The organism is Peptacetobacter sp. AB800, assembly GCF_047807365.1.
Classification (GTDB): Bacteria; Bacillota; Clostridia; order Peptostreptococcales; family Peptostreptococcaceae; genus Peptacetobacter.
Window position 1 is genome coordinate 1 of the sequence record NZ_JBLOUI010000041.1, and the last position, 23207, is coordinate 23207.

Sequence of the window (23207 nt, forward strand, 5' to 3'; positions counted from 1 at the left end):
AAAACTAATCTTAGCATAAGTTATCCGACAATATACAGAGGTATATATAAGGGATTATTTGATACAAAAGCTGAGAAAAAATCTAGAGGAAATAAAGGTGCAATTAGAAAATTAAGACATAGAGGTAAGACAAGACATACAAAAGCTCATTTAGAAAAGAGAGGTAAAATACAAATTAGCAACAAAATTTCTGATAGACCAGAAGCTGCTGAAAAAAGGGAACGTTTAGGAGATTGGGAAATTGATACAGTTTGTGGAAGGGCTGGAAAAGCGTGTTTAGTTACTCTTGTAGATAGAAAAAGTAGATTTACTGTCATTAGAAAAGTTAATCGGAAAAATAGTCACTTTGTAACAGCTGCGCTTATAGAAACTTTGAAGGATCTTCCTTTAAAAACTATTACTCCAGATAGAGGTAAGGAATTTTCTAAGCACTCAGAAGTTACAAAAGAACTTGGTGTTGAATTTTATTTTCCTTTACCACACCACCCTTGGCAAAGAGGTACAAATGAAAATACAAACGGCTTAATAAGAGAATATTTCCCGAAGGGCTTTGATATTACAAATGTTCCTCACGAACTAGTTCAGTTAGTTGAGTATAAACTAAATACTAGACCAAGAAAATGTTTAGGGTTTAAAACACCCTTCGAGATATTTTATGATAAACTGTTGCACTTAGCTTGACAATTCGCCAGAGTAAAAAAGAGGAAAGTAAAAGGGGAGAAATAAAAATCAAAAAAGGGAGGTCATTATGAATTTAATTAAGGATGATATTAAAAAGCTATTCTATAAGTTTTTGATTCCTGCAATAAGTAGTTCTTTAGCTATAGCTGTTTACAGCCTAGTTGACACAATTGCTATTGGGCAGGGAGCAGGACCAGATGGTACAGCAGCATGTGCAATAGTACTACCAATATTTGCACTTGCAAACTTTATTGCACTTCTTTGTGGAATAGGTGGTTCTGTACTTATGGGGCACGCAAGAGGTGAAGGAAATAGGGAAAAGGGAGATGCTTATTTCACAGCTTCAATTATATTAGTTACAATTATTACCTTGATTATATGGATACCTGGGATGATATATCAGGACGAATTTTATAGGCTTTGTGGTGCTGATGATGTACTTATGCCGTATTCGAGGGAATATGGAGAATGGATTTTTGCATTTATACCTTCATTTGTTATCACTTCATTTTTAGGTGCTTTTGTTCGTACAGATGGATCTCCAAAATTTGTAATGACAGCTATTTTAACTGGTGGTGTTGTTAATATTATCGGGGACTGGATTTTTGTATTCCCTATGAATATGGGGATGAGAGGTGCAGCAATTGCAACAGCTCTAGGATCTGCAGTTCAGGCAATTATGATTCTTTGGTATGTATTTGCTAAAAAGACCACATTAAAATTAGCAAGACCACACCAATGGCTAAAAGGTTTTAAAAAAATAATTACAACAGGTTTTAGTGCAGGGATAAGTGCGCTTGCAGTAATTGCAGTTTCGTTTATTGCAAATAACCAAATAATGAACTACTTAGGTGGTGCAGCACTTGCTGTTTATGGTGTTTTGGGGACTGTTTCTTCATTATTCACAAGTATATTCTCTGGAATTGGTCAGGCAACACAACCTATTGCATCTGAGAACTTTGGTGCAGGAAATATTGATAGATGCTGGGCTGTAGAGAAGTTGGGTATGAGAACTGCATTAATATATGGGATTGTATTTGCGGCAATTAGTATTATTTTCCCAGTAGGAGTAGTTGGATTATTTATGCAGATGACTCCAGAGGTTATAGAGGTAACGCCGTATATTATGAGAGTGTTCTCGCTTTCATATATTCCACAGGCAGTTTGTGTTTTCTGTGTGTTCTATCTTCAGTCTATTGTTCATCCTAAGAAGGCGACAGTTGTTTCTCTTCTTAGAGGAGTGATTTTAAATGGAGCTTTCCTTATGATTTTCCCAGTATTTTTTGGTGGAAATAGTATCTGGTGGGCGATATTTATGGCTGAACTTGTAACTATGTTGGTCGCAGTTGTTTATATGGTTAGGATTTATAGGGAGCATAAAAAATTAATAAGTTAAATAAAAATAGGACAAGAGTAGTTTTTCTCTTGTCCTTTTATATTATTTAGCTTTCCATTCTTCCCATTCATCAGGAGTCCAGCCTTCTTCAATATCAAAATCATGTAGCTTACCATTCATCTTTCTATAAGCAATTCTCATTTTAGAAATTCTCCAAATACCGTCCTCGCATTTTCTAAAATCATTACAGTACATTGAAAATCCTTCAACAGTATCTCCATCAGTATAGGTATTATTATCTTCATAAAGGAAGATTCCTCTAGCTTCAGTATCGTTAATTAGCCAAACTAAAGGATTGTGACTCATGTGCATAGTCATCATATTTCTATTTACAAACTTTGAACGGAGAGCCTGAGATTTTGGTTCAGTTGGAGCTTCTGAAAAGCAACGGTAAACAAAATCATCTGTAAATAAATCACAGGCATATTCTTCTTTTTTCATATCCATAGACCAATAATAGAAGAACTGAGTATCTATAATATTTTGTAAATCACATAGTTTTTCGCTATTATATTTCTGACAGCGAACATTTTTCATTACTTCAATAACTAACTCTTCAATAGTTGAATCTTTTTTTATTATTTTCATAATAAGCCTCCATATACAAAATATTTATTTATGATTTTTATCTACATGAGTGTGCTGAAGAATTCCAAGTAATCTCATACATAGTAGAAATTCTGTTTCTCCGCCTTTTTTGTTATGTCTGATAGTTGCTCTTATAAGTCGATCTAATAGGCTTTCAGTACGCTCAAGCATGCTTCCTTCTAATGTAGAGCTAAGAGGAATTCTTGCTAGAGTTATTTCTGAAAAACAGTAGTATGGATTTGCAGCCATATACAAGAATGCATCATAGCTCAACCTACATTTTACAACCTCAATAGTTTTACCTTCATCTGGAACTATTTGGAAATAATGATATGCTCCTAAAAGCATCAAAGTTCCTCTTTGAACAGGGTATTCTATTGAATTTACTATAATTTTACCTGCATTGTTTCTAAAATAGAAAAATGTAATACCATTATAGTTCTTTAAAACAGTTGGTTTACTTACGCTTTTTTCTATTGTAGTAACTGGAAATCTAAATCCATCTTTTTTTGAATAATAGTCCGCACCTGAAAAAAGAGGCGGATAGAAAACATTGCTTTTTTTACTCATCTCTATTCACCCCACGATACATATTTCTATATTCACTCGGAGTCATATTGTGGAATTTATTAAATGCCCTAGAGAATGATCTACTACAGTTAAATCCTACATTTATTGCAATATCTAATATTGGTAGGTCAGTAGTAAGAAGAAGAGCTTCCGAATGTCTTATTCTATTAAAGAAAATTATATATTTGTAATTAGTGCCGAATTTATCAAAGATTATATTTCTTATAGTACTCTCAGATAAGAATAGACTCTTAGAAGCATCCTTTAAGTCAACAGAAGAAGAGAAGTTATCATATGCGTGATTTAAAATCTGCATAAGAGAAGTAGACATTATCATTCCTCTGTAAACCTTATCCTCGTTGTGATTTATAATCTGCTTTCTATACTCTACAGGGGTTACCCCCACATATTGTTTAAATATTCTATAAAAAACAACCTCAGAAGAGAATCCTGAGTGAGTAGCTATGTATGAAAGAGACATATCCTCGTATAAAAGAGCACTTGCTGCTATATTTACTCTTACCCTATTTAAAGTTTGGATAAAATTGTAGCCACTTATGTTTCTTAATTCCCTATTTAATGTAGTAGCATTTGAGTCAAATAGTTTAGCAACTTTTTCTGCTGTCAAATCTTTTGCAAAATATTCACTTATATATAGTATAGCATTCCAACCAAGTGGTTTTGGAGAAGGTTCTTCTTTTGCAAATACCCTCATACTATGGTCTATGAATATTTTTGAAAGCTCCCCTAAAATAGATACTTTTATTAAAGAGCTTCCAGGGTCATAAAAGTCATCAAATTCCTCAAAGTCATCAAAAAGATCATATACTCTTTCTAAGAACTTTCCCTCTAGATATACAACGGGCGTAGCATCCATTATTGCATCTATGGCTGTAGGAGTTGGTTCTTTAAATGTCAAAAATGAAGATAGAGGATAATCATAAACGCATATCTTTAATTCAAGTGGCTCATCAGATTCACATTTTATAGTAAAGGTATGGTATGATTGTAGCCATAAAAATGCACCGAGTTTCAATTTAAACTCTACTCCGTTGATAATAATAGAACCATATCCTTGTTTAACTAAAACAAAGAGTGATTCATTTTCAGAAGTTGGAGGAGTAATATCGTTTATGTGATAAGTTTGCATTCTAAGATACTTATCTTTATCAACATAAACGGAATGGACAGGTCTACCGCAAATTGATTTTGATTTTGGTATTTCTTTCATTCAAAATATCTCCTTTCCTTTATTTAGCTGTATTAAAATTTATAAAAATTTTTCATTGTTAATAAAAAAATATTCTTTGTTAGTATTATATCACAATTTATAAAGATAATGATAATGTTTTAATATTGAAATGATAAATATGAAAAAATTTAGAAAATTCTTTTAAAAATTTAGAAAATTCTTTTAAAAAGTTATAAAATTATTTGTAATTGTCTATATATAAATGTTTGCTAGGTATATATGTGTCTATAAAGCTATTAGTTAGATGTGATATATTAAAAGAGGCAACAATAAAAATAAAAAATAGAAGTAATATTTTTATTACAAAGGAGAAAAATTATGAGTGATTATGACAAAAAACTAAAAACACTAATTGAAAAAGAAGAAATAAGAGATCAAATTTATGTTTATTGTAGAGCATTGGACAGAATAGACAATGAACTAGGGTATTCTGTTTTTGCTGAAGATAGTGTTGTAGATTATGGTCCTACATACAGAGGAAGTGGAAGAGGATTTATAGATAATATGCTAGAACAACATAGACATATGATTGCAACTCACCATATGATGACAAATATATATATAAAAGTAGATGGTGATAAGGCTGTTAGTGAAACTTATATGTATGCTGCATGTAAGATGCCAGGAAAAGAAGGAAAAACTTTTACTGTTGAAGCACGTTGTCGTGATATAGATAATTGGGAAAAACGTGATGGTAAATGGCTTATAGTTAAACGTATTGTTGCTGGAGATAACACAAGAATATTATCTCATTACAAAGATTTAGAAATGTACAATACAAGTAGAGATGATAAAAAAGATCCATCTTATATGGTATTAGGTGAAATAGAATAAAAAAATTAGAGATTTATTAAAAAAATGACTTGAAATAAAAAAATCAGGTCATTTTTTTTATTATTACAATTAATTTGAAAAAGTAATATAAAATAGATTATAAAAATATTATAGAATGAGTTTTGAGATATATAAAGGCTTATGAAAATTTATGAAAATTTCTATAAAAATAGCAAATACTATTATTGTTATAATTAATAATTATTTTTTATTAATCAATTTTGTTAAAATTATACTTTAAAGAAACGTTTCCTGCTTTTTAGGGTTATAAAATAATAGTTTTTTGGCAAAAGACATGATTTTATTTGTACCCTTTTTGTATAGAGTATAAACATTTTTTTTACAAAGATATATTGTATACAGTATAAAAAATATTAATGTAAAAAAGTAAATAATAATTAAAAAAACTAGTTTTAATTATTAAAAACAATAAAAAATATTAATAAAATAAAGGTTTAAAAATACTTGTTAGTTAAATCACAGATTTTGTCTAAGTAGAGATTAGATTTTACATTTAAAAAGGTCATCTATAGTGTTGTAAGAAAGCAAGTTATTAGCACATATTGTATCTCAAAAAAATGTTAAGATAATATCAAGACAGGGCGATAAAGGAAAAAGCAAATTAGAAAAGAAAAAAGTAACTATAAGTTTTTATGATAAATCAAGATAATATTGATTTTAAAAGAGGGAGGCAAAATACCGATATGAAATATAAATATTTTAATAAATTTAATACAGGAATGTCAGATTTTGTTACTCCAGGAAAACAGTTAGAATATGTAGCAAAATGCAAGCCAGATGAAAAAGCTATCATATATATAGATAAAGAAGACAATGTAAGAGATATTACATGGAAAGAACTTCACATAGCTTCAAACAAACTTGCTTGGTATTTAATGAAAAAAGGATTTGGAAAAGGGCAAGTGGCAATGGTTTCTTTCCCAAATGGAATAGAACATATATTAGCGACATTAGCTGTTTGGAAAACAGGAGGCTGTTATATGCCAGTTTCTTGTAAGATAACAGACATAGAGCTTGGTGATATATGTAGAATAATAAAACCAACAGTTTCTTTTACAGATAAGGAAATGCCTTGTAGAACAGAAAGTATAAAAATAGGATCAGTATTCGATGTTTGTAAAGACGAATCAGAAGAAATGCCAGAAGATATAGCTGCAAATCCTAATATGATTTCTCCATCTGGAGGAACAACAGGAGAGCCAAAGTTCATAAAACAGAATGTAGCAAGTGGCTTATCTGATGAAATTATAAAAAGCTGGTTTGAAATGTCAGGTATGGAATTTGAACAAAGACAATTATTAGTAGGTCCGCTTTTCCATGGGGCTCCTCATACAGCAGCATTCAATGGATTATTTGTAGGAAATACATTAATAATACCTAGAAATTTAAGACCTGAAAGTATAGTTAGATATATAAAAGAATACAAAATAGAATTTATACAGATGATTCCTACACTAATGAACAGAATAATAAAATTGTCTGATGTTGATAAAAAAGATTTTGAATCAATAAAAGCACTTCACCATACAGGTGGATATTGTTCTCCATATTTAAAAGAAAAGTGGATTGACATATTGGGAGCTGAAAAAGTTTACGAGATGTACTCTATGACAGAGGCAATAGGTATCACTTGCATAAGAGGAGATGAATGGCTTAAACACTATGGAAGTGTAGGTCTTCCACTAGGAGGAAGCAGAATATCAATAAGAGATGAAGAAGGAAATGAATTAGGACCACACGAGGTTGGAGAAATTTATATGACTTCACCAAGTGCTTGTTGCATGACAGAATATATCAACCACAAACCACTTGAAACTAAAGACGGTGGATTTAGAAGTGTTGGAGATTTTGGTTATGTTGATGAAGATGGATACCTTTACTTCTCTGATAGAAGGAGCGATATGCTTGTTATAGGAGGGGAAAACGTATTTGCGACTGAAGTTGAAACAGTACTAACAGCTCATGAAAAAGTAGTTGATGCTGTTGTAGTTGGAATACCAGATGAAGAGTGGGGAAGAAGATTACACGCAATAGTACAGAAGAAAGAAGAAGTTTCAGCAGAAGAATTAATCGAGTACTTAGGAAAACACTTATTACCATATAAAGTTCCAAAGAGCTTTACATTTGTTCCTTGCATACCAAGAGGTGACAATGGAAAGGTAAACAGAGATAAAATGCTAAAAGGTTTAATAGAAAATAAATCTAGCAAAATTAAAAAATGTTAGTAAAATTAAGTAGTTAATTATCTGCACTAGGTGCAGTAAAAATATATTTTAAATAAAGTAAATTTAGGAGGTCTAATATGAGTTACGACGCACTTTTTTCACCATTTAAGATCAGAGGGTTAGAACTTAAAAACAGAATAGTTCTACCAGGTATGAATACAAAAATGGCAAAAAATAAACACGATTTAAGCGATGATATGATAGCTTATCATGTAGCAAGAGCAAAAGCAGGATGTGCATTAAATATATTTGAATGTGTTGCATTATGTCCAGCTCCTCATGCATATATGTATATGGGACTTTATAATGATCACCATGTAGAAGAATTAAAAAGATTAACAAATGCTGTTCATGAAGTTGGCGGTAAAATGGCTATTCAGTTATGGCATGGTGGATTCAGCCCACAGATGTTCTTCGACAAAACAAACACATTAGAAACACCAGATACTATAACAGTTGAACGTATTCATGAAATAGTTAAAGAGTTTGGAGAAGGTGCAAAAAGAGCTGTAGAAGCTGGATTCGATGCTGTTGAATTCCACGCAGCACACAGTTATTTACCTCACGAATTCCTAAGTCCAGGAATGAACAAAAGAACTGACGAATATGGTGGAAACTTTGAAAATCGTTGCAGATTCTGCTTCGAAGTAGTTGAAGCTATACGTGCAAACATACCAGAAGATATGCCATTCTTCATGAGAGTTGACTGCATAGATGAGTTAATGGATGAAGTAATGACAGAAGAAGAAATAGTAGAATTCATAAATAGATGTGCTGATCTAGGAGTAGACGTAGCCGACTTATCAAGAGGTAATGCTCAGTCATTTGCAACAGTTTACGAAGTTCCTCCTTTCAACTTACAGCACGGTTTCAATATAGAAAACATATACAACATCAAAAAACAGATAAAAATACCAGTAATGGGTGTTGGACGTATAAACACAGGAGAAATGGCTAACCAGGTAATAGCAGATGGAAAATTTGACTTAGTTGGTATAGGTCGTGCTCAGTTAGCAGATCAGGATTGGGTTGCTAAAGTTAGAGAAGGTAAAGAAGATTTAATACGTCATTGTATAGGATGTGACCAGGGATGCTACGATGCAGTTATAAACCCTCAGATGACTCACATAACTTGTACAAGAAACCCTCACTTATGCTTAGAATACAAAGGTATGCCAAAAACTGATGAACCTAAAAAAGTTATGATAATCGGTGGTGGTATGGCTGGTATATTAGCAGCTGAAGTACTTAAAAAACGTGGACATGAACCAGTTATATTCGAAGCTTCTGATCACTTAGCAGGACAGTTCGTATTAGCAGGTAAAGCTCCAATGAAAGAAGACTGGGCAGCTGCAGCTAAATGGGAAGCTGAAGAAGTAGCTCGTTTAGGAATAGAAGTTAGATACAATACAAAAGTTACTCCAGAATTAATAGAAGAATTCGCTCCAGACCACGTTGTTATAGCTATAGGATCTGATTACGTAGCTCCAGCTATACCAGGTATAGATAGTGACAAAGTTTACACTCAGTATCAGGTATTAAAAGGTGAAGTAGAACCAAAAGGACATGTAGCAGTAGTTGGTTGTGGATTAGTTGGTACAGAAGTTGCTCAGTACTTAGCAGCTAGAGGAGCTCAGGTAACAGCTATAGAAAGAAAAGGTGTTGGTACAGGTCTAAGCATGCTTAGAAGAATGTTCATGAACCCAGAATTCAAATACTACAAAATAAACAAAATGTCTGGAACTAATATAGTAGGTATAGAACCAGGAAAATTACATTACTTAATGACAGATAGAAAAACTAAAGAAACTACACAGGGTGTATTAGAATGTGATGCAGCTGTAATTTGTACAGGTATAACTGCTAGACCAAGTGAAGATTTACAGGAAAAATGTAAAGAATTAGGTGTTCCATTCAACGTAATCGGTGATGCAGCAGGTGCTAGAGATGCTAGAATAGCTACTCAGGAAGGTTACGAAGTAGGTATGAGTATATAATTTTAAAATTAATTATATAGATTATTAGGATTATATAAATTATTAGAAAGAGGCGAAAAAAATGACTTTAGAAGAAAGAATAGAAGCATTAGAAAAAGAAATACAGAAATTAAACGATATAGAAGCTATAAAACAGTTAAAAGCTAAATATTTCCGTTGCTTAGATGGAAAATTATGGGATGAATTAGAAACAACTCTTTCTCCTAATATAGAAACTTCTTACTCAGATGGAAAATTAGTATTCCATAGTCCAAAAGAAGTTACTGAATACTTAGCAGCAGCAATGCCTAAAGAAGAAATAAGTATGCATATGGGACATACTCCAGAAATAACTATAGACAGTGAAAACACTGCTACAGGAAGATGGTACTTAGAAGATAACTTAATATTTACAGATGGAAAATACAAAAACGTTGGCATAAACGGTGGAGCATTCTACACAGATAAATATGAAAAAATAGATGGACAGTGGTATATAAAAGAAACTGGATATGTTCGTATATTTGAAGAACATTTCATGAGAGATCCAAAAATACATATAACTAGCAATATGCATAAAGAAAAATAATAATTAAAGGTACAAATGAAGGCTAGTTAATAGCTAGCCTTCCTAAAATAAATAAAACTATAATCTTTTAAAATCTTAATTTAAAGTAGAAGGAGATAAGACGATGAACTTAGTACAGGACAAAATAGTTATAATAACAGGTGGAACAAGTGGTATAGGACTTTGCGCAGCAAAAATATTCATGGATAACGGTGCAACAGTTTCTATATTCGGAAAAACTCAGGAAGAAGTAGATGCTGCTAAAGCAGAATTAAAAGAAACTCACCCAGATAAAGAAGTATTAGGATTTGCTCCAGATTTAACTAATAGAGATGAAGTTATGGCTGCAGTTGGTGCAGTAGCTGAAAAATACGGAAGATTAGACGTTATGATAAACAATGCTGGTGTTACTAGCTCAAACGTATTCTCAAGAGTTAGCCCAGAAGAATTCAAATATTTAATGGATATAAACGTAACTGGTGTATTCAATGGTGCTTGGGCTGCTTACCAGTGCATGAAAGGTAGAAAAGAAGGAGTTATAATAAATACTGCTTCAGTAACAGGAATACACGGATCATTATCAGGAGTTGGATACCCAACAAGTAAAGCAGCTGTTATAGGATTCACTCAGGCTCTTGGTAGAGAAATAATACGTAAAAACATAAGAGTTGTTGGTGTTGCACCAGGTGTTGTTAACACTCCAATGGTTGGTAATATACCAGAAGAAATATTAGATGGATACCTAAGCTCATTCCCAATGAAGAGAATGTTAGAACCAGAAGAAATAGCTAATACTTACTTATTCTTAGCTTCTGACTTAGCTAGTGGTATAACAGCTACAACTGTAAGTGTTGACGGTGCTTATAGACCATCATAAGATTTACTTTAATTAAAAAAACTGTAAATTAGATATATAATACGACGATTAATATAAAAAATGTTCTTTAAAAGAAAAGGAGAAATAAAATGGCTGGATTAAAAGATTTTCCTAAATTTGGTGCACTTTCTGGATTAAAAATATTAGATAGTGGATCTAACATAGCAGGACCTTTAGGTGGTGGACTTTTAGCAGAATGTGGTGCTACAGTTATACACTTTGAAGGACCTAAAAAACCTGACAACCAGAGAGGTTGGTATGGATACCCTCAGAACCACAGAAACCAGTTATCAATGGTTGCTGATATAAAATCTGAAGAAGGTAGAAAAATATTCTTAGACTTAATAAAATGGGCTGACATATGGGTTGAATCATCAAAAGGTGGACAGTACGACAGACTAGGACTTTCTGATGAAGTTATATGGTCAGTAAACCCTAAAATAGCTATAGTTCACGTTTCTGGATACGGACAGGTTGGAGATCCATCATACGTAACAAAAGCTTCTTATGATGCTGTTGGACAGGCATTCAGTGGATACATGTCATTAAACGGTGTTAATGAAGCATTAAAAATAAACCCTTATCTAAGTGACTTTGTATGTGGTCTTACTACTTGCTGGGCAATGCTAGCATGCTACGTAAGTACTCAGTTAACTGGAAAAGGAGAATCTGTAGACGTTGCTCAGTACGAAGCTCTAGCTCGTATAATGGATGGACGTATGATACAGTACGCTACTGATGGTGTAAGTGTTCCAAAAACTGGTAACAAAGATGCTCAGGCAGCTCTATTCAGTTTCTATACTTGTAAAGATGGAAGAACTATATTCATAGGTATGACTGGTGCTGAAGTATGTAAGAGAGGATTCCCTATAATAGGACTTCCAGTTCCTGGTACAGGTGACCCAGACTTCCCAGAAGGATTCACAGGATGGATGATAGATACTCCTGTTGGACAGAGAATGGAAAAAGCTATGGAAGCATATGTTGCTGAAAGAACTATGCCAGAAGTTGAAAAAGCTATGCAGGAAGCTCAGATACCATGTCAGAGAGTTTATGATCTTGAAGACTGCTTAAATGACCCTCACTGGAATGCTCGTGGAACAGTTATGGAATGGGATGACCCAATGATGGGACACATAAAAGGTCTTGGATTAATAAATAAATTCAAAAACAACCCTTCTGAAATATGGAGAGGTGCTCCATTATTTGGTATGGACAACAGAGACATACTTAGAGACCTTGGATACTCTAAAGAAGAAATCGATGATTTATATGCTAGAGGTATCGTAAACGAATTCGACCTTGAAACGACTATAAAACGTTACAAACTTGATCAGGTTATACCTCACATGGCTAAAAAAGATAAATAAGAAACGTATTAAACAATAAAATATAAATGTCGAGCCTGCCAGAATGAAAATTTTGACAGGCTTGATATTATAACGAAATGTTATAAAAAAAACAAAATAAAAATTGCTTAAATTTTATACAAGGAGAATTGAAATGACAGCAACAAACGCAAACTATAAAAAAGGCTTTATCCCATTTGCTATAGCAGCGTTACTAGTAGGTCTTATAGGTGGTTTCACAGCCGTTCTAGCACCTGCATTCGTAGCAGATATGGGTCTTAACGATAACAATACTACTTGGATAGCACTAGCTCTTGCAATGTCTACAGCTGCGTGTGCTCCAATACTTGGTAAATTAGGTGACGTACTTGGACGTCGTAAAACCTTATTATTAGGAATTATAGTATTCACAATAGGTAACGTATTAACAGCAATAGCATCTTCATTAATATTCATGTTAGGTGCAAGATTTATAGTTGGGGTTGGTACAGCGGCTATAGCTCCAGTTATAATGGCTTACATAGTTACTGAATATCCACCAGAAGAAACTGGTAAGGGATTCGCTCTTTATATGTTAATATCAAGTGCTGCAGTTGTTGTTGGTCCAACTTGCGGTGGATTAATAATGCAGGCATTTGGATGGAGAATGATGATGTGGGTTTGTGTTGCCCTTTGTGTTGTTACATTCTTCATATGCTCAGTAATGATTAAGAAAACAGACTTTGAAAAGAAAAGTCTTGATAACTTTGATAAAAAAGGTGCAGTATGCGTACTAATATTCTTCAGTTTAGTATTATGTATACCATCATTCGGACAGAATATAGGTTGGACATCAGCTCCATTCCTAGGTGTTACAGCAGTAGCTTTAGTAACATTATTCTTATTAATAAAAGCTGAAAGCAGTGCTGAAAACCCAATATTAAGTGGTAAATTTATGAAACGTAAAGAATTCATATTACCAGTATTAATATTATTCCTTACTCAAGGATTAATGCAGGCTAATATGACAAACGTAATATTATTTGTTAGAGCTACTCAGCCAGAAAATACAATAATATCAAGTTTCGCAATATCAATCCTTTACATAGGTATGTCTTTAGGTTCAGTATTTATAGGACCTATGGCAGATAAAAAAGAACCAAAAACTGTACTTACAGGATCACTTATATTTACTGGTATAGGTTGTGCAATGATGTACTTCTTCACAGAAACTGCACCATTTGCAATGCTAGCTGGTTCTCTAGGAATGTTAGGTATAGGACTTGGAGGAAATGCTACAATACTAATGAAAGTTTCATTATCTGGATTATCTCAGGCAGAAGCTGGATCAGGAACAGGTACATATGGATTATTCAGAGATATATCTGCTCCATTTGGTGTTGCGGTATTCGTACCATTATTTGCAAACACAGTTACAACAAGAATGGCTGGAGTAATGGCCAACGGAACTGCAGAAGTTGCTGCTAAATCATTAGCATCTGTTTCTTCTATACATACATTAGCATTAGTTGAAGTATGCTGTGTAATATTAGCAATAGTTGCAGTTAGAATGCTACCAAAAATACACAATAAATAATTTAAAAATAATAATAGAGTTGAAAAAACACTCAATTAAAAGAGGGGCCTTGAGTCCCTTTTTTAGTATAAAAATGACAAAATACTATCAAATTTATATAAATGATAATTAAACTCGTCAACCAAAGAAATATTCCCAAAGTAGATAATAATAGATATTCAAAAAGTGATATATTATTAGGCAAAAAGTGCAAGAAATTAGCGAGTATTCGACAACTTTTTGTCCAATGGTAGAAAAGAATATTTGTTATCATAAATATAGACAAAGGGCTTTGACCAAAACTAAGGAAAAAGTTTGCATAATATAAAAAATAAAATAAAAAATAAAAATAAAAAAAATTCGAAAGGAAAAAACAACATCATGGATATGAAAAATTCTAAACTATTCTCACCTTTAACAATAGGATCATTAACATTAAACAACAGAGTTGGTATGGCACCAATGAGTATGGACTACGAAGCTGCTGATGGAACAGTTCCAAAAAGATTAGCAGATATATTTGTTCGTAGAGCTGAAGGTGGAACAGGATATGTAACAATAGACGCGGTAACAATAGATAGTAAATATAAATACATGGGTAACACAACTGCTTTAGATTCTGATGATCTAGTTCCTCAGTTCAGAGAATTTGCAACAAGAGTTAGAGAAGCAGGAAGTACATTAATACCTCAGGTTATACATCCAGGACCAGAATCAATATGCGGATACAGACACATAGCACCACTTGGACCATCAGTTAATACAAACGCTAACTGCCACGTGAGCCGTGCTATAAGTGTAGATGAAATACATGAAATAATAAAACAGTTTGGACAGGCTGCTAGAAGAGTTGAAGAAGCAGGATGTGGTGGTATAGGATTACACTGTGCACATGCTTACATGCTACCAGGTTCATTCTTATCTCCATTAAGAAACAAAAGAATGGATGAATACGGCGGATGTCTAGACAACAGAGCAAGATTTGTAATAGAAATGATAGAAGAAGTTCGTAGAAATGTAAGTCCTGATTTCCCAATAATGCTTAGAATATCTGGGGATGAAAGAATGATAGGAGGAAACTCTTTAGAAGATATGTTATACTTAGCTCCAAAATTTGTTGAAGCTGGTGTAAATATGTTTGAAGTTTCTGGTGGTACTCAGTACGAAGGATTAGAATACATAATACCAAGTCAGAACAAAAGCATAGGTGTAAACGTACACGAAGCATCTGAAATCAAAAAAGTTGTAGATGTTCCAGTTTACGCTGTTGGTAAAATAAATGACATAAGATACGCTGCTGAAATAGTTGAAAGAGGACTAGTTGATGGGGTATCAATAGGTAGACCATTATTAGCAGATCCAGACTTATGTAACAAAGCAAAAGAAAACTTATTTGATGAAATAACTCCATGTGCAAGCTGCGGAGGAAGCTGTATAAGCCGTACTGCAGATAGACCACAGTGTCGTTGCCATATAAACCCAAGAGTTGGATTTGAATATGATTATCCAGAAGTTCCAGCTGAAAAATCTAAAAAAGTTTTAGTTGTAGGTGCTGGACCTGGTGGTATGATGGCAGCAGTTACAGCAGCTGAAAGAGGACATGATGTAACACTTTGGGAAGCTGACAACCAGATAGGTGGACAGTTAAACTTAGCTGTAGTAGCTCCAGGTAAACAGGAAATGACTAAATGGTTATCTCACTTAAACTACAGAGCTAAAAAAGCTGGTGTAAAAATGGTATTTGGAAAAGAAGCTACAGTAGAAAACATAAAAGAATTCGCTCCAGAAGCAGTTATAGTTGCAACAGGTGCTAAACCATTAGTTCCACCAATAAAAGGAACTAAAGATTATCCAATCCTTACAGCTCATGACTTCTTAAGAGGTAAATTCGTTATACCAAAAGGAAAAGTTTGTGTACTAGGTGGAGGAGCTGTTGCTTGTGAAACTGCAGAAACAGTATTAGAAAACGCTAGACCAAACGCATTCACTAGAGGATTTGATGCTAGTATCGGTGACGTAGATGTTACATTAGTAGAAATGTTACCACAGTTATTAACAGGAGTATGTGCTCCAAATAGAACTCCATTAATAAGAAAACTTAAAAACAAAGGTGTTCATATAAATGTAAATACTAAAATATTAGAAGTAACTGACCACGACGTTAAAGTTCAGAGAGCTGACGGTACAGAAGAATGGTTAAGAGGATTCGACTACATACTATTCGGACTTGGTTCTAGAAACTACGATCCAATATCTGAACAGATAAAAGAATTTGTTCCAGAAGTACACGTTGTTGGGGATGCTAAGAGAGCTAGACAGGCAAGCTTTGCAATGTGGGAAGCTTTCGAAGCAGCATACAGCTTATAAAATTCAAAATAATATAGCCAAAATAAAGGGATATCTCAAGTGAGGTATCTCTTTTTTATTGCCTAAAATCAATATTTTCAGAGATTATATATTATAATAAAAAGGAAGAATATAAAAGGAAAAGGGTGATACTAATGAGCAAAATACTAGTAGTTGGAAGTCTTAACCTAGATTATGTAATAGAAGTAGAAAATATGCCAAAAGCAGGTGAAACAATTTTTGGAAAAAGCCTTAAAAAAATACCTGGTGGAAAAGGTGCAAACCAAGCATACTCAATAGGAAAACTAGGTGGAGATGTCGCAATGATTGGAGCAGTTGGTGACGATGATGCAGGGCAGATTTTATTAAACAATCTAAAAAGTGTAAATGTAGACACAAGCGGAATAGAAATTGTAAATGACAATGTCACAGGTCAAGCGTACATATATGTAGACGATAATGGTCAAAACTGCATAACTGTAATATCTGGTGCAAATGCGGTTGTAGATAGAGATATGATTGACAGAAATATGGAGTTAATTGACGATGCAGAGTATGTTGTTATGCAGCTTGAAGTTCCGATAGATACTGTGAAATATGTAAAAGATATAGCAATATCAAAAGGAAAGAAAGTGATAATAGATCCAGCACCAGCGATAAAAAATCCAGACACAAACCTTTGGAGAGGATGCTATATTATAAAACCAAATGAACTAGAATTAGCTACACTAACTGGAAAAAAATTAAACAATATTGAAGAATACAAAAAAGCTGCTATAGAGCTTCAGAAAACAGGTGCAGATTTTGTAATATCAACACTTGGTGGAGATGGAGCAATAGCATATGATGGAGAAAATATAAAAAACTTTGATTGTAAAAAGACTACTGTTGTCGATACAACAGCAGCAGGAGATACATTTACTGCGGGGCTAGTGATTGGACTAAATGAAGGAAAGAGCATAGAAGAAGCTATCAACTTTGGGCAGAGTGCAGCTGCTATTACAGTTTCTAGAAAAGGCGCACAAACTTCAATTCCATCAAGAGATGAAATACAATAAGATTATAGAAAATAAGAAAGGGACTGATATGAAATATACAACAGTCCCTTTTAGAATTTAAAAACTTGATATTTACTTTTAAAATTATCTATAAAATCGTCGTATTCTTTTTGGTTTCTTATAACTACAACTTTATCGCTGTATTTTTCCAATGCGTATTTATAATTATCTGTCTGGGATTTTTTTCTAGAGTCAAATAAAATCCACTTAATAAATTCAAAATCAACTTTCTCTACGCAGTTATCTGCCATAGACTCTCTAGTTTTTCCTCTATTTTCAAATAATCTTTTAAATGCTCTAAATAGACAGTTAAACCTATTAAAACTCATAAAAACAATCAAATCAGATTTTTCTGGAAACCCTCCATATGAAGCAAAATTATAATAACAGAAAGTATATATAATTTTATTAATAATGATTAAAAAATCTCCTATAAAGAGGAGATTTTTTTCTATATATTATATAATATATTTATCTAAATAAACAAAAGGTGGGATAAATATGAAATTATTAACAGAAATTTTTAGTTGTCTAGTAGATGAAATACATACATCTGCAATAGCTACAATAGATGAAAATAATTTACCAGTAACATGTGCGGTAGATATAATGGATTACGATGATGAAGGGGTATATTTTTTAACATCAAAAGGAAAAGGATTATATAAAAGGCTAAGTAATAATAACAATATATCATTAACAGCAATGAAGGGGAATTCAACATTAGAAACTATTTCAATAACAATAAAAGGAACAGTAAAAGAACTTGGATCAGAAAAAATAGGATACCTATTCTCAAAAAACGAGTATATGAATAAGATATATCCTACAGAAAAATCTAGATTAAATTTAACTGTTTTTAAATTATACAAAGGAAACGGAGAGTTCTTTGATTTAAGTGTAAGACCTATTAAGAGAATTGAGTTTTCATTTGGAGGGGAAAAGAAAGAGAAAAAAGGATATTTTGTCACAGATAAGTGTATAAACTGTGGAAGATGTAAGGAAGTATGTCCACAGAATTGTATAGTTGAGGATAAGAAAAACTGGCATCAAGTGAAAATTAATCACGAGAGCTGCTTAAACTGTGGAAACTGTGCACAAGTATGTCCTGTTGAGGCGATATTAAAACGGATTTAATAGAAAATAAAAGGCGGTGGTCTTATGGAATTTCAAAATGAATCAAATCAAGTAGAAAGAAGAATATATTTAATAGAAAGATTACTGGATGAGAGAAAAAATGAAAGCGATGGAAAAGCACTAATAGCCTATTACAATATAGAAAGAAAAAAGAAAGATTGGTTGAAAAATGAAGAAGCTCAAAAAAGAATATTGAGGGCGCTTTTTAATACTAGGATGCCAGATAAAATAGATGGAGAATTTTTATCGGTGCAAGATGAGTATTTACAAGAGGAAACTAGAAAAAAAGGTTTTGTAGAATTAAAAGATATGGAAAAACTCGAAAAGGGGATATACATTTGGAGAGGTGATATCACGAGAATTAAAGCAGATGCCATTGTAAATGCTGCGAATTCTCAGATGTTAGGATGCTTTATCCCAAACCACAAGTGTATAGATAATGCAATTCATACATTTGCTGGAGTACAGCTTAGAATATACTGCAATGAAATGATGAAAAATCAAGGACATGAAGAGGAAACAGGAAAGGCCAAAATAACTCCAGGATTTAACCTTCCTGCAAGAAATATAATTCACACAGTTGGGCCAATAGTATATGGAGAACTTACAAAAAGAGAGTGTGAACTACTTAAATCATGCTATAAATCTTGCTTAGAGCTAGCTGTAGGAAATGGTTTAAAATCAATAGCATTTTGTTGTATATCAACAGGAGAATTTAGATTTCCTAATGAAAAAGCAGCAGAGATAGCTGTTGAAACAGTTAGAGAAAGATATGGATTTGAAGATATGTACAGTGGTGGATTTTATCCATTTGAATCTGATGAAATATACTGGGCATATTGGTCGAGATACATAAACATAAATAGGTACGAAGATGTAGACAATGGAACATATAAAAATCTGTACGAACTAGTAAAAGATAAAAACTACTTTGTAATCACTACAAATGTGGATCATATGTTTCAAAAGGCAGGATTTGATAAATCGAGATTATTCTACACTCAAGGAGATTATGGACTATTTCAGTGTAGTGTCCCATGTTGTCAAAAGACTTTTGACAATGAGGATATAGTAAAGAAAATGGTAGAGCAGCAAAAAGATATGAAGATACCTTCAGAGCTCGTACCTATATGTCCAAACTGTGGCGCCAAAATGACTATGAATCTAAGAGCAGATGATAAATTTGTCGAGGATGAAGGATGGCATAAGGCTAAAGATAGATATGTAAAATTTTTAGAGAATAACCTAGATAAAAAAATATTGTTTTTAGAATTGGGAGTAGGCTTGAATACTCCGGGTATAATAAAATATCCATTTTGGAGAATGGTGAAGAATGGAGAAAATGCAAAGTATATATCAATAAGCATTGATTCTACATATATACCAGAGAAAATAGCAGATAGGTCTATGTGTATAAATGATGATATAGGAAAAGTACTGACAGATATAAAAAAATAGCTACAAAATAATTTTTGGAGTGAATTATGAAAAATAATAAAAGGAAAATAATACCGATATTGGCTGTTGTTATTTCTTTGATAGCTAGTTTTTCGCTTGGATATAATATAAAAACAAAAGATAACTATGCGAAAAGCATTGATAAAAAGGAAAGCATTGAAATAACGACATCTAATACTGAATACAATGGAAAGAAACCAAAGTATATATTTTTGTTCATAGGTGATGGAATGAGCTATTCTCAGCTTCAATTAGCAGATTATTACTTAAAAGAAACAGAAAATACTGGTTTAAATATATTGAAGCTAAGTACTAATGGAACTATGCAAAATCCAGATAAAACTTCGCTAATTCCAGATTCGGCATCTACAGCAACTGCTATGGCTACAGGTGAAAAAACTAAGAGCGGAAATATAAATGTAAGCGAAGACGGAAAAGAAAAATATGAAACAATTACACAGAAATTAAAAAAAGATGGATATAAGGTTGGAATTGCGACAACTGTAAATATAAATCACGCTACACCTGCTGGATTTTCTGCTCATCGGGAGTCTAGAAAAGGATACTATGAAATAGGAAAGGAGATGTTAAATATAGGATTTGACTATTTTGCAGGTGGAGATTTTAAGGATAAAAACGGCGAAAATGGAGATAAGAAAAGCCTTGAAAAAATAGCCGAGGAAAAAGGATATACTGTAGCCGATAGTGAGGAAGAATTTGAAAAGTTGGGAAATAACTCTAAAAAAGGAAATTCTTCAAATGGTGAAAAGTATTTGGTAATAGCTGAGGATAGGGACAAAACAGATGCTATGAAGTACAGTATAGACAAAAAATACGAACAGGAAAATGGAAAAGAGGGGTCTGATTCTCTTTCAGATTATGTGAAAAAAGGAATAGATCTTTTATCTGATAAAGATAAAAAAGATAAAGGTTTCTTTATGATGATTGAAGGTGGAAAAATAGACTGGGCTTGTCATAAAAATGATGCAGCATCAGCACTTCATGAAACTATTGACTTAGACAATGCGGTTGATGAAGCGATTAAATTCTATAATAATCACAAAGATGAAACTCTGATTATCGTTACGGGTGACCATGAAACAGGTGGTTTAGCAATAGGAAATTCAAGCTCAGAATACGACACACACCTTGAAAATCTAGGATTACAGAAGATGTCTTGTGATAGATTTAATGAGGAGTATGTTTCTAAGTATATAAAAGAAAAGACAGATTTTAGAGAAGTACTAAAAGATATAGAGTATGTTTTTGGACTTAAGAAGCCTTTAGTATTTAAAGAAGAAAAGGCAAAAGAGGATTCTGATGATGACCATAAACATTCAGACGAAAATAGTTTGGAACTGAGTAAATCTGAATATGAAAGGTTAAAAAAGGCTTATGATTTGACTCTTGAAAATAGAAAAAATAGGACTAAAGAAGAGAGTATATTGTACGGAAGCTACAAACCTATTACGGTTGAAGCAACTAGGATTTTAGCTGAAAAAAGTGGAGTGGCATTTACTTCATTTTCTCATACAGCAGCTCCAATGGCGGTGTTTGCAGAGGGGGTTGGAGCAAGTGAGTTTGATGGGGTGTATGATAACACTGAGTTGTATGAAAAGTTGATAGAGGTTATATACTAAAAATAATGGACTATTGTATTAGAAAAATTAATACAATAGTCCATTTAAATTTATAAAAATTTTATTTCTAAAGTTTTACCCATACCTTCAGCGAGTCTTTTTAATGTTTTTAAAGAAGGATTTCCACTTCCATTTTCATATCTGCTTATATCAGCTTGATTAATTCCAGTTATTTCTGCTAGTTGCTTTTGGGTTATTCCAGTTTCTTTTCTAGATTCTAAGATAGCTCTTACAATCTGATATTCGGGTTCAAGAGAATCCCATTCCTTTTTGAATTCCGGATTTTTTAATTCTTTATTTAATGTTTCTCTAAAATTTTTAGACATTATTAATTCACCTCACGATTAAAATATTCTTTTCTTCTACTTAAGGCAAGATTAATTTCCTTTTGAGGAGTTTTTTGTGTTTTTTTGACAAATCCATTAGTTAAAATTATTTTTTTGCCTAAGACAAAGAAATATAAGATTCTTGTTATATCTGATTTAACTCTAGTTCTAATTTCAAAAATTCCATTCCCTAAAGATTTTGAATATGGCTCTCTTAACATATCTCCATGAGATGTTAATAATTCAAGATTTCTAAAAATTTTAGCTCTCATTTTAATATCTTGACTTAGAATAAATTCTTCTACTGGAAAACTTCCATCGTCTTTTTCAAAAAATTCTACTTCAAAATTATCCATTTTTCCTCCTGTGATATGTTATATATACCATATATAAAATTATATGTTATATATAACATATTGTCAAATTAGTTTATTTTTATCTTCTAAATATAATTATTGACAATAAATTTATTTTTATTAAAAAATTAATATATTATATGAGAAATTTTAGTGTGCTATAATTTTAGTAAATAAAATTAAGAGGTGAAAAAAATGGATATGTTAGAGATAATGAAAACACAACAAAAGTATTGCTCAGATCATAGAGATATGCCAAATGAATTACAGATAAAAGCAAAGAGTCTTTGTTGGGAATACAATCAGAGTAGACCTGATGAGTCAGAAAAGAGAGCCGAAATTCTTCAAAATCTTTTTGGAACTTGTCATCCACTTACATTTGTCGAGCCATCTTTTAGATGTGACTACGGGTTTAATATACACACTCATGGACTTACAATAATCAACTACAATTGCGTTATTTTAGATACATCGCCTGTAAATATTGGAAATAATGCGTTTATTGCGCCAGGGGTTTGTTTAGCTTGTGCAGGTCATGCAATAGATGCTGAACAAAGAGCATATGGTATTGGTACATCTGCACCGATAACGATTGGTGATGATGTTTGGATTGGAGCAAATTCTACAGTTTGTGGTGGAGTTAGTATAGGTAATGGGACTATTATAGGTGCTGGCAGCGTGGTGACTAAGGATATTCCAAGTGGAGTGATTGCAGTTGGGAATCCTTGTAGGGTGCTTAGAGAGATTACGGAAGAAGATAAGATGGAACCATTAAAATTTTAAAAATAACTATTTAGAGCAACAGAAAATCTGTTGCTTTTTTATTCTTAAGGAAATTATAATAATTTAAAACTGTGGAAAACTTGTGTATAATAGTAATATAAATGTATTGAAAAAGCGAAAAGATGAAAAAATAATTAATAAAATATTAAAAAATCACTTCGAAGAATTTAAACTAAAATATTGGAATAAAGTTAGAAGAGAAATGAGAGAA

Annotated in this window: 21 protein-coding genes; 15 read left to right on the plus strand and 6 right to left on the minus strand. The window is 32.6% G+C overall.

Annotated features, from left to right (window positions below):
- Together ACK2WN_RS10110 and ACK2WN_RS10115 are read left to right on the plus strand one after the other, a co-directional pair.
- Window positions 1–681: IS30 family transposase (locus ACK2WN_RS10110; RefSeq protein WP_416155491.1), on the plus strand; the 681-nt coding region annotated here is incomplete at its 5' end.
- Window positions 682–748: 67 nt separating this feature from the next.
- Window positions 749–2077, plus strand: coding sequence for an MATE family efflux transporter (locus ACK2WN_RS10115; RefSeq protein WP_416155492.1), 1329 nt, complete (start codon window positions 749–751; stop codon window positions 2075–2077).
- Between the two features lie 42 nt (window positions 2078–2119).
- Here ACK2WN_RS10115 and ACK2WN_RS10120 read toward each other — a convergent pair whose 3' ends face one another.
- Genes ACK2WN_RS10120 through ACK2WN_RS10130 form a run of 3 tightly spaced genes read right to left on the minus strand, consistent with a single transcriptional unit; the run spans window position 2120 to window position 4466 of the window.
- A complete protein-coding gene (locus ACK2WN_RS10120) occupies window positions 2120–2665 on the minus strand; it encodes a nuclear transport factor 2 family protein (RefSeq protein ID WP_118549074.1) in 546 nt (181 codons plus the stop codon).
- A gap of 24 nt (window positions 2666–2689) precedes the next feature.
- Window positions 2690–3235 (minus strand): hypothetical protein, encoded by a 546-nt coding sequence (locus ACK2WN_RS10125; protein ID WP_416155493.1) that lies wholly within the window; start codon window positions 3233–3235, stop codon window positions 2690–2692.
- On the minus strand, window positions 3228–4466 hold the full coding sequence (locus ACK2WN_RS10130) for a helix-turn-helix transcriptional regulator (RefSeq protein WP_300528982.1): 1239 nt from the start codon (window positions 4464–4466) through the stop codon (window positions 3228–3230). The genes ACK2WN_RS10125 and ACK2WN_RS10130 overlap by 8 nt, the downstream gene beginning before the upstream one ends.
- 339 nt (window positions 4467–4805) lie before the next feature.
- On the opposite strand from ACK2WN_RS10130, the gene ACK2WN_RS10135 reads away from it, so the two are divergent.
- The 9 genes from ACK2WN_RS10135 to rbsK all read left to right on the plus strand — a co-directional run bounded on the left by ACK2WN_RS10135 (window position 4806) and on the right by rbsK (window position 17296).
- Window positions 4806–5321, plus strand: coding sequence for a nuclear transport factor 2 family protein (locus ACK2WN_RS10135; RefSeq protein WP_416155494.1), 516 nt, complete (start codon window positions 4806–4808; stop codon window positions 5319–5321).
- Window positions 5322–6025: 704 nt separating this feature from the next.
- Window positions 6026–7567 carry a bile acid--CoA ligase BaiB gene (gene baiB, locus ACK2WN_RS10140; RefSeq protein ID WP_300528987.1) on the plus strand — a complete coding sequence of 514 codons (1542 nt, stop codon included), beginning with the start codon at window positions 6026–6028 and terminating at the stop codon, window positions 7565–7567.
- Window positions 7568–7644: 77 nt separating this feature from the next.
- Window positions 7645–9564, plus strand: a complete 1920-nt coding sequence (locus ACK2WN_RS10145; protein ID WP_300528989.1) for an FAD-dependent oxidoreductase — start codon at window positions 7645–7647, stop codon at window positions 9562–9564.
- 61 nt (window positions 9565–9625) lie between these two features.
- The gene (baiE, locus tag ACK2WN_RS10150; protein WP_300528992.1) at window positions 9626–10132 is read left to right on the plus strand and encodes a bile acid 7alpha-dehydratase; all 507 of its coding nucleotides are present in this window, start codon (window positions 9626–9628) and stop codon (window positions 10130–10132) included.
- Window positions 10133–10235: 103 nt separating this feature from the next.
- Complete coding sequence (locus tag ACK2WN_RS10155) at window positions 10236–10988, plus strand: SDR family NAD(P)-dependent oxidoreductase (protein WP_300528995.1); 753 nt, start codon at window positions 10236–10238, stop codon at window positions 10986–10988.
- 89 nt (window positions 10989–11077) lie between these two features.
- A complete protein-coding gene (gene baiF, locus ACK2WN_RS10160; RefSeq protein WP_300528997.1) occupies window positions 11078–12358 on the plus strand; it encodes a bile acid CoA-transferase BaiF in 1281 nt (426 codons plus the stop codon).
- Between the two features lie 133 nt (window positions 12359–12491).
- Entirely contained in the window at window positions 12492–13913 is a 1422-nt protein-coding gene (locus tag ACK2WN_RS10165) for an MFS transporter (protein ID WP_330000212.1), read from the plus strand.
- A 360-nt stretch (window positions 13914–14273) separates the two neighbouring features.
- A complete protein-coding gene (locus ACK2WN_RS10170; protein WP_300529002.1) occupies window positions 14274–16259 on the plus strand; it encodes an NAD(P)/FAD-dependent oxidoreductase in 1986 nt (661 codons plus the stop codon).
- Window positions 16260–16393: 134 nt separating this feature from the next.
- Window positions 16394–17296: a ribokinase gene (gene rbsK / locus ACK2WN_RS10175; RefSeq protein ID WP_416155495.1), complete on the plus strand. Its 903-nt coding sequence runs from the start codon at window positions 16394–16396 to the stop codon at window positions 17294–17296.
- A gap of 50 nt (window positions 17297–17346) precedes the next feature.
- Here rbsK and ACK2WN_RS10180 read toward each other — a convergent pair whose 3' ends face one another.
- Window positions 17347–17625 (minus strand): hypothetical protein, encoded by a 279-nt coding sequence (locus tag ACK2WN_RS10180; RefSeq protein ID WP_330000208.1) that lies wholly within the window; start codon window positions 17623–17625, stop codon window positions 17347–17349.
- A gap of 172 nt (window positions 17626–17797) precedes the next feature.
- Between ACK2WN_RS10180 and ACK2WN_RS10185 the strand changes: the two genes are divergently transcribed.
- The 3 genes from ACK2WN_RS10185 to ACK2WN_RS10195 are packed head-to-tail and all read left to right on the plus strand — an operon-like array spanning window position 17798 to window position 21531.
- Window positions 17798–18433 carry a 4Fe-4S binding protein gene (locus tag ACK2WN_RS10185; protein ID WP_416155496.1) on the plus strand — a complete coding sequence of 212 codons (636 nt, stop codon included), beginning with the start codon at window positions 17798–17800 and terminating at the stop codon, window positions 18431–18433.
- A 24-nt stretch (window positions 18434–18457) separates the two neighbouring features.
- Window positions 18458–19891, plus strand: coding sequence for a protein-ADP-ribose hydrolase (locus ACK2WN_RS10190; protein ID WP_416155497.1), 1434 nt, complete (start codon window positions 18458–18460; stop codon window positions 19889–19891).
- A 26-nt stretch (window positions 19892–19917) separates the two neighbouring features.
- The gene (locus tag ACK2WN_RS10195; RefSeq protein WP_416155498.1) at window positions 19918–21531 is read left to right on the plus strand and encodes an alkaline phosphatase; all 1614 of its coding nucleotides are present in this window, start codon (window positions 19918–19920) and stop codon (window positions 21529–21531) included.
- Between the two features lie 50 nt (window positions 21532–21581).
- Here ACK2WN_RS10195 and ACK2WN_RS10200 read toward each other — a convergent pair whose 3' ends face one another.
- Both ACK2WN_RS10200 and ACK2WN_RS10205 read right to left on the minus strand, forming a co-directional pair.
- Window positions 21582–21857 (minus strand): helix-turn-helix domain-containing protein, encoded by a 276-nt coding sequence (locus ACK2WN_RS10200; RefSeq protein ID WP_118548763.1) that lies wholly within the window; start codon window positions 21855–21857, stop codon window positions 21582–21584.
- 2 nt (window positions 21858–21859) lie between these two features.
- Complete coding sequence (locus ACK2WN_RS10205; RefSeq protein WP_416155499.1) at window positions 21860–22213, minus strand: type II toxin-antitoxin system RelE/ParE family toxin; 354 nt, start codon at window positions 22211–22213, stop codon at window positions 21860–21862.
- 195 nt (window positions 22214–22408) lie between these two features.
- On the opposite strand from ACK2WN_RS10205, the gene ACK2WN_RS10210 reads away from it, so the two are divergent.
- Window positions 22409–22996, plus strand: coding sequence for a sugar O-acetyltransferase (locus ACK2WN_RS10210; RefSeq protein WP_416155500.1), 588 nt, complete (start codon window positions 22409–22411; stop codon window positions 22994–22996).
- The last annotated feature ends 211 nt before the right edge of the window (window positions 22997–23207 follow it).

Bases quoted from the DNA above. Each gene is read 5' to 3' on its own strand.
- ACK2WN_RS10190 (WP_416155497.1), top strand. From the start codon at position 18,458: ATGGAATTTCAAAATGAATCAAATCAAGTAGAAAGAAGAATATATTTA.
- ACK2WN_RS10165 (WP_330000212.1), top strand. From the start codon at position 12,492: ATGACAGCAACAAACGCAAACTATAAAAAAGGCTTTATCCCATTTGCT.
- ACK2WN_RS10145 (WP_300528989.1), top strand. From the start codon at position 7,645: ATGAGTTACGACGCACTTTTTTCACCATTTAAGATCAGAGGGTTAGAA.
- ACK2WN_RS10180 (WP_330000208.1), bottom strand. From the start codon at position 17,625: ATGAGTTTTAATAGGTTTAACTGTCTATTTAGAGCATTTAAAAGATTA.
- ACK2WN_RS10155 (WP_300528995.1), top strand. From the start codon at position 10,236: ATGAACTTAGTACAGGACAAAATAGTTATAATAACAGGTGGAACAAGT.
- baiE (WP_300528992.1), top strand. From the start codon at position 9,626: ATGACTTTAGAAGAAAGAATAGAAGCATTAGAAAAAGAAATACAGAAA.
- ACK2WN_RS10115 (WP_416155492.1), top strand. From the start codon at position 749: ATGAATTTAATTAAGGATGATATTAAAAAGCTATTCTATAAGTTTTTG.
- ACK2WN_RS10170 (WP_300529002.1), top strand. From the start codon at position 14,274: ATGGATATGAAAAATTCTAAACTATTCTCACCTTTAACAATAGGATCA.
- ACK2WN_RS10120 (WP_118549074.1), bottom strand. From the start codon at position 2,665: ATGAAAATAATAAAAAAAGATTCAACTATTGAAGAGTTAGTTATTGAA.
- baiB (WP_300528987.1), top strand. From the start codon at position 6,026: ATGAAATATAAATATTTTAATAAATTTAATACAGGAATGTCAGATTTT.
- ACK2WN_RS10125 (WP_416155493.1), bottom strand. From the start codon at position 3,235: ATGAGTAAAAAAAGCAATGTTTTCTATCCGCCTCTTTTTTCAGGTGCG.
- baiF (WP_300528997.1), top strand. From the start codon at position 11,078: ATGGCTGGATTAAAAGATTTTCCTAAATTTGGTGCACTTTCTGGATTA.
- rbsK (WP_416155495.1), top strand. From the start codon at position 16,394: ATGAGCAAAATACTAGTAGTTGGAAGTCTTAACCTAGATTATGTAATA.
- ACK2WN_RS10200 (WP_118548763.1), bottom strand. From the start codon at position 21,857: ATGTCTAAAAATTTTAGAGAAACATTAAATAAAGAATTAAAAAATCCG.
- ACK2WN_RS10135 (WP_416155494.1), top strand. From the start codon at position 4,806: ATGAGTGATTATGACAAAAAACTAAAAACACTAATTGAAAAAGAAGAA.
- ACK2WN_RS10210 (WP_416155500.1), top strand. From the start codon at position 22,409: ATGGATATGTTAGAGATAATGAAAACACAACAAAAGTATTGCTCAGAT.
- ACK2WN_RS10130 (WP_300528982.1), bottom strand. From the start codon at position 4,466: ATGAAAGAAATACCAAAATCAAAATCAATTTGCGGTAGACCTGTCCAT.
- ACK2WN_RS10185 (WP_416155496.1), top strand. From the start codon at position 17,798: ATGAAATTATTAACAGAAATTTTTAGTTGTCTAGTAGATGAAATACAT.
- ACK2WN_RS10195 (WP_416155498.1), top strand. From the start codon at position 19,918: ATGAAAAATAATAAAAGGAAAATAATACCGATATTGGCTGTTGTTATT.
- ACK2WN_RS10205 (WP_416155499.1), bottom strand. From the start codon at position 22,213: ATGGATAATTTTGAAGTAGAATTTTTTGAAAAAGACGATGGAAGTTTT.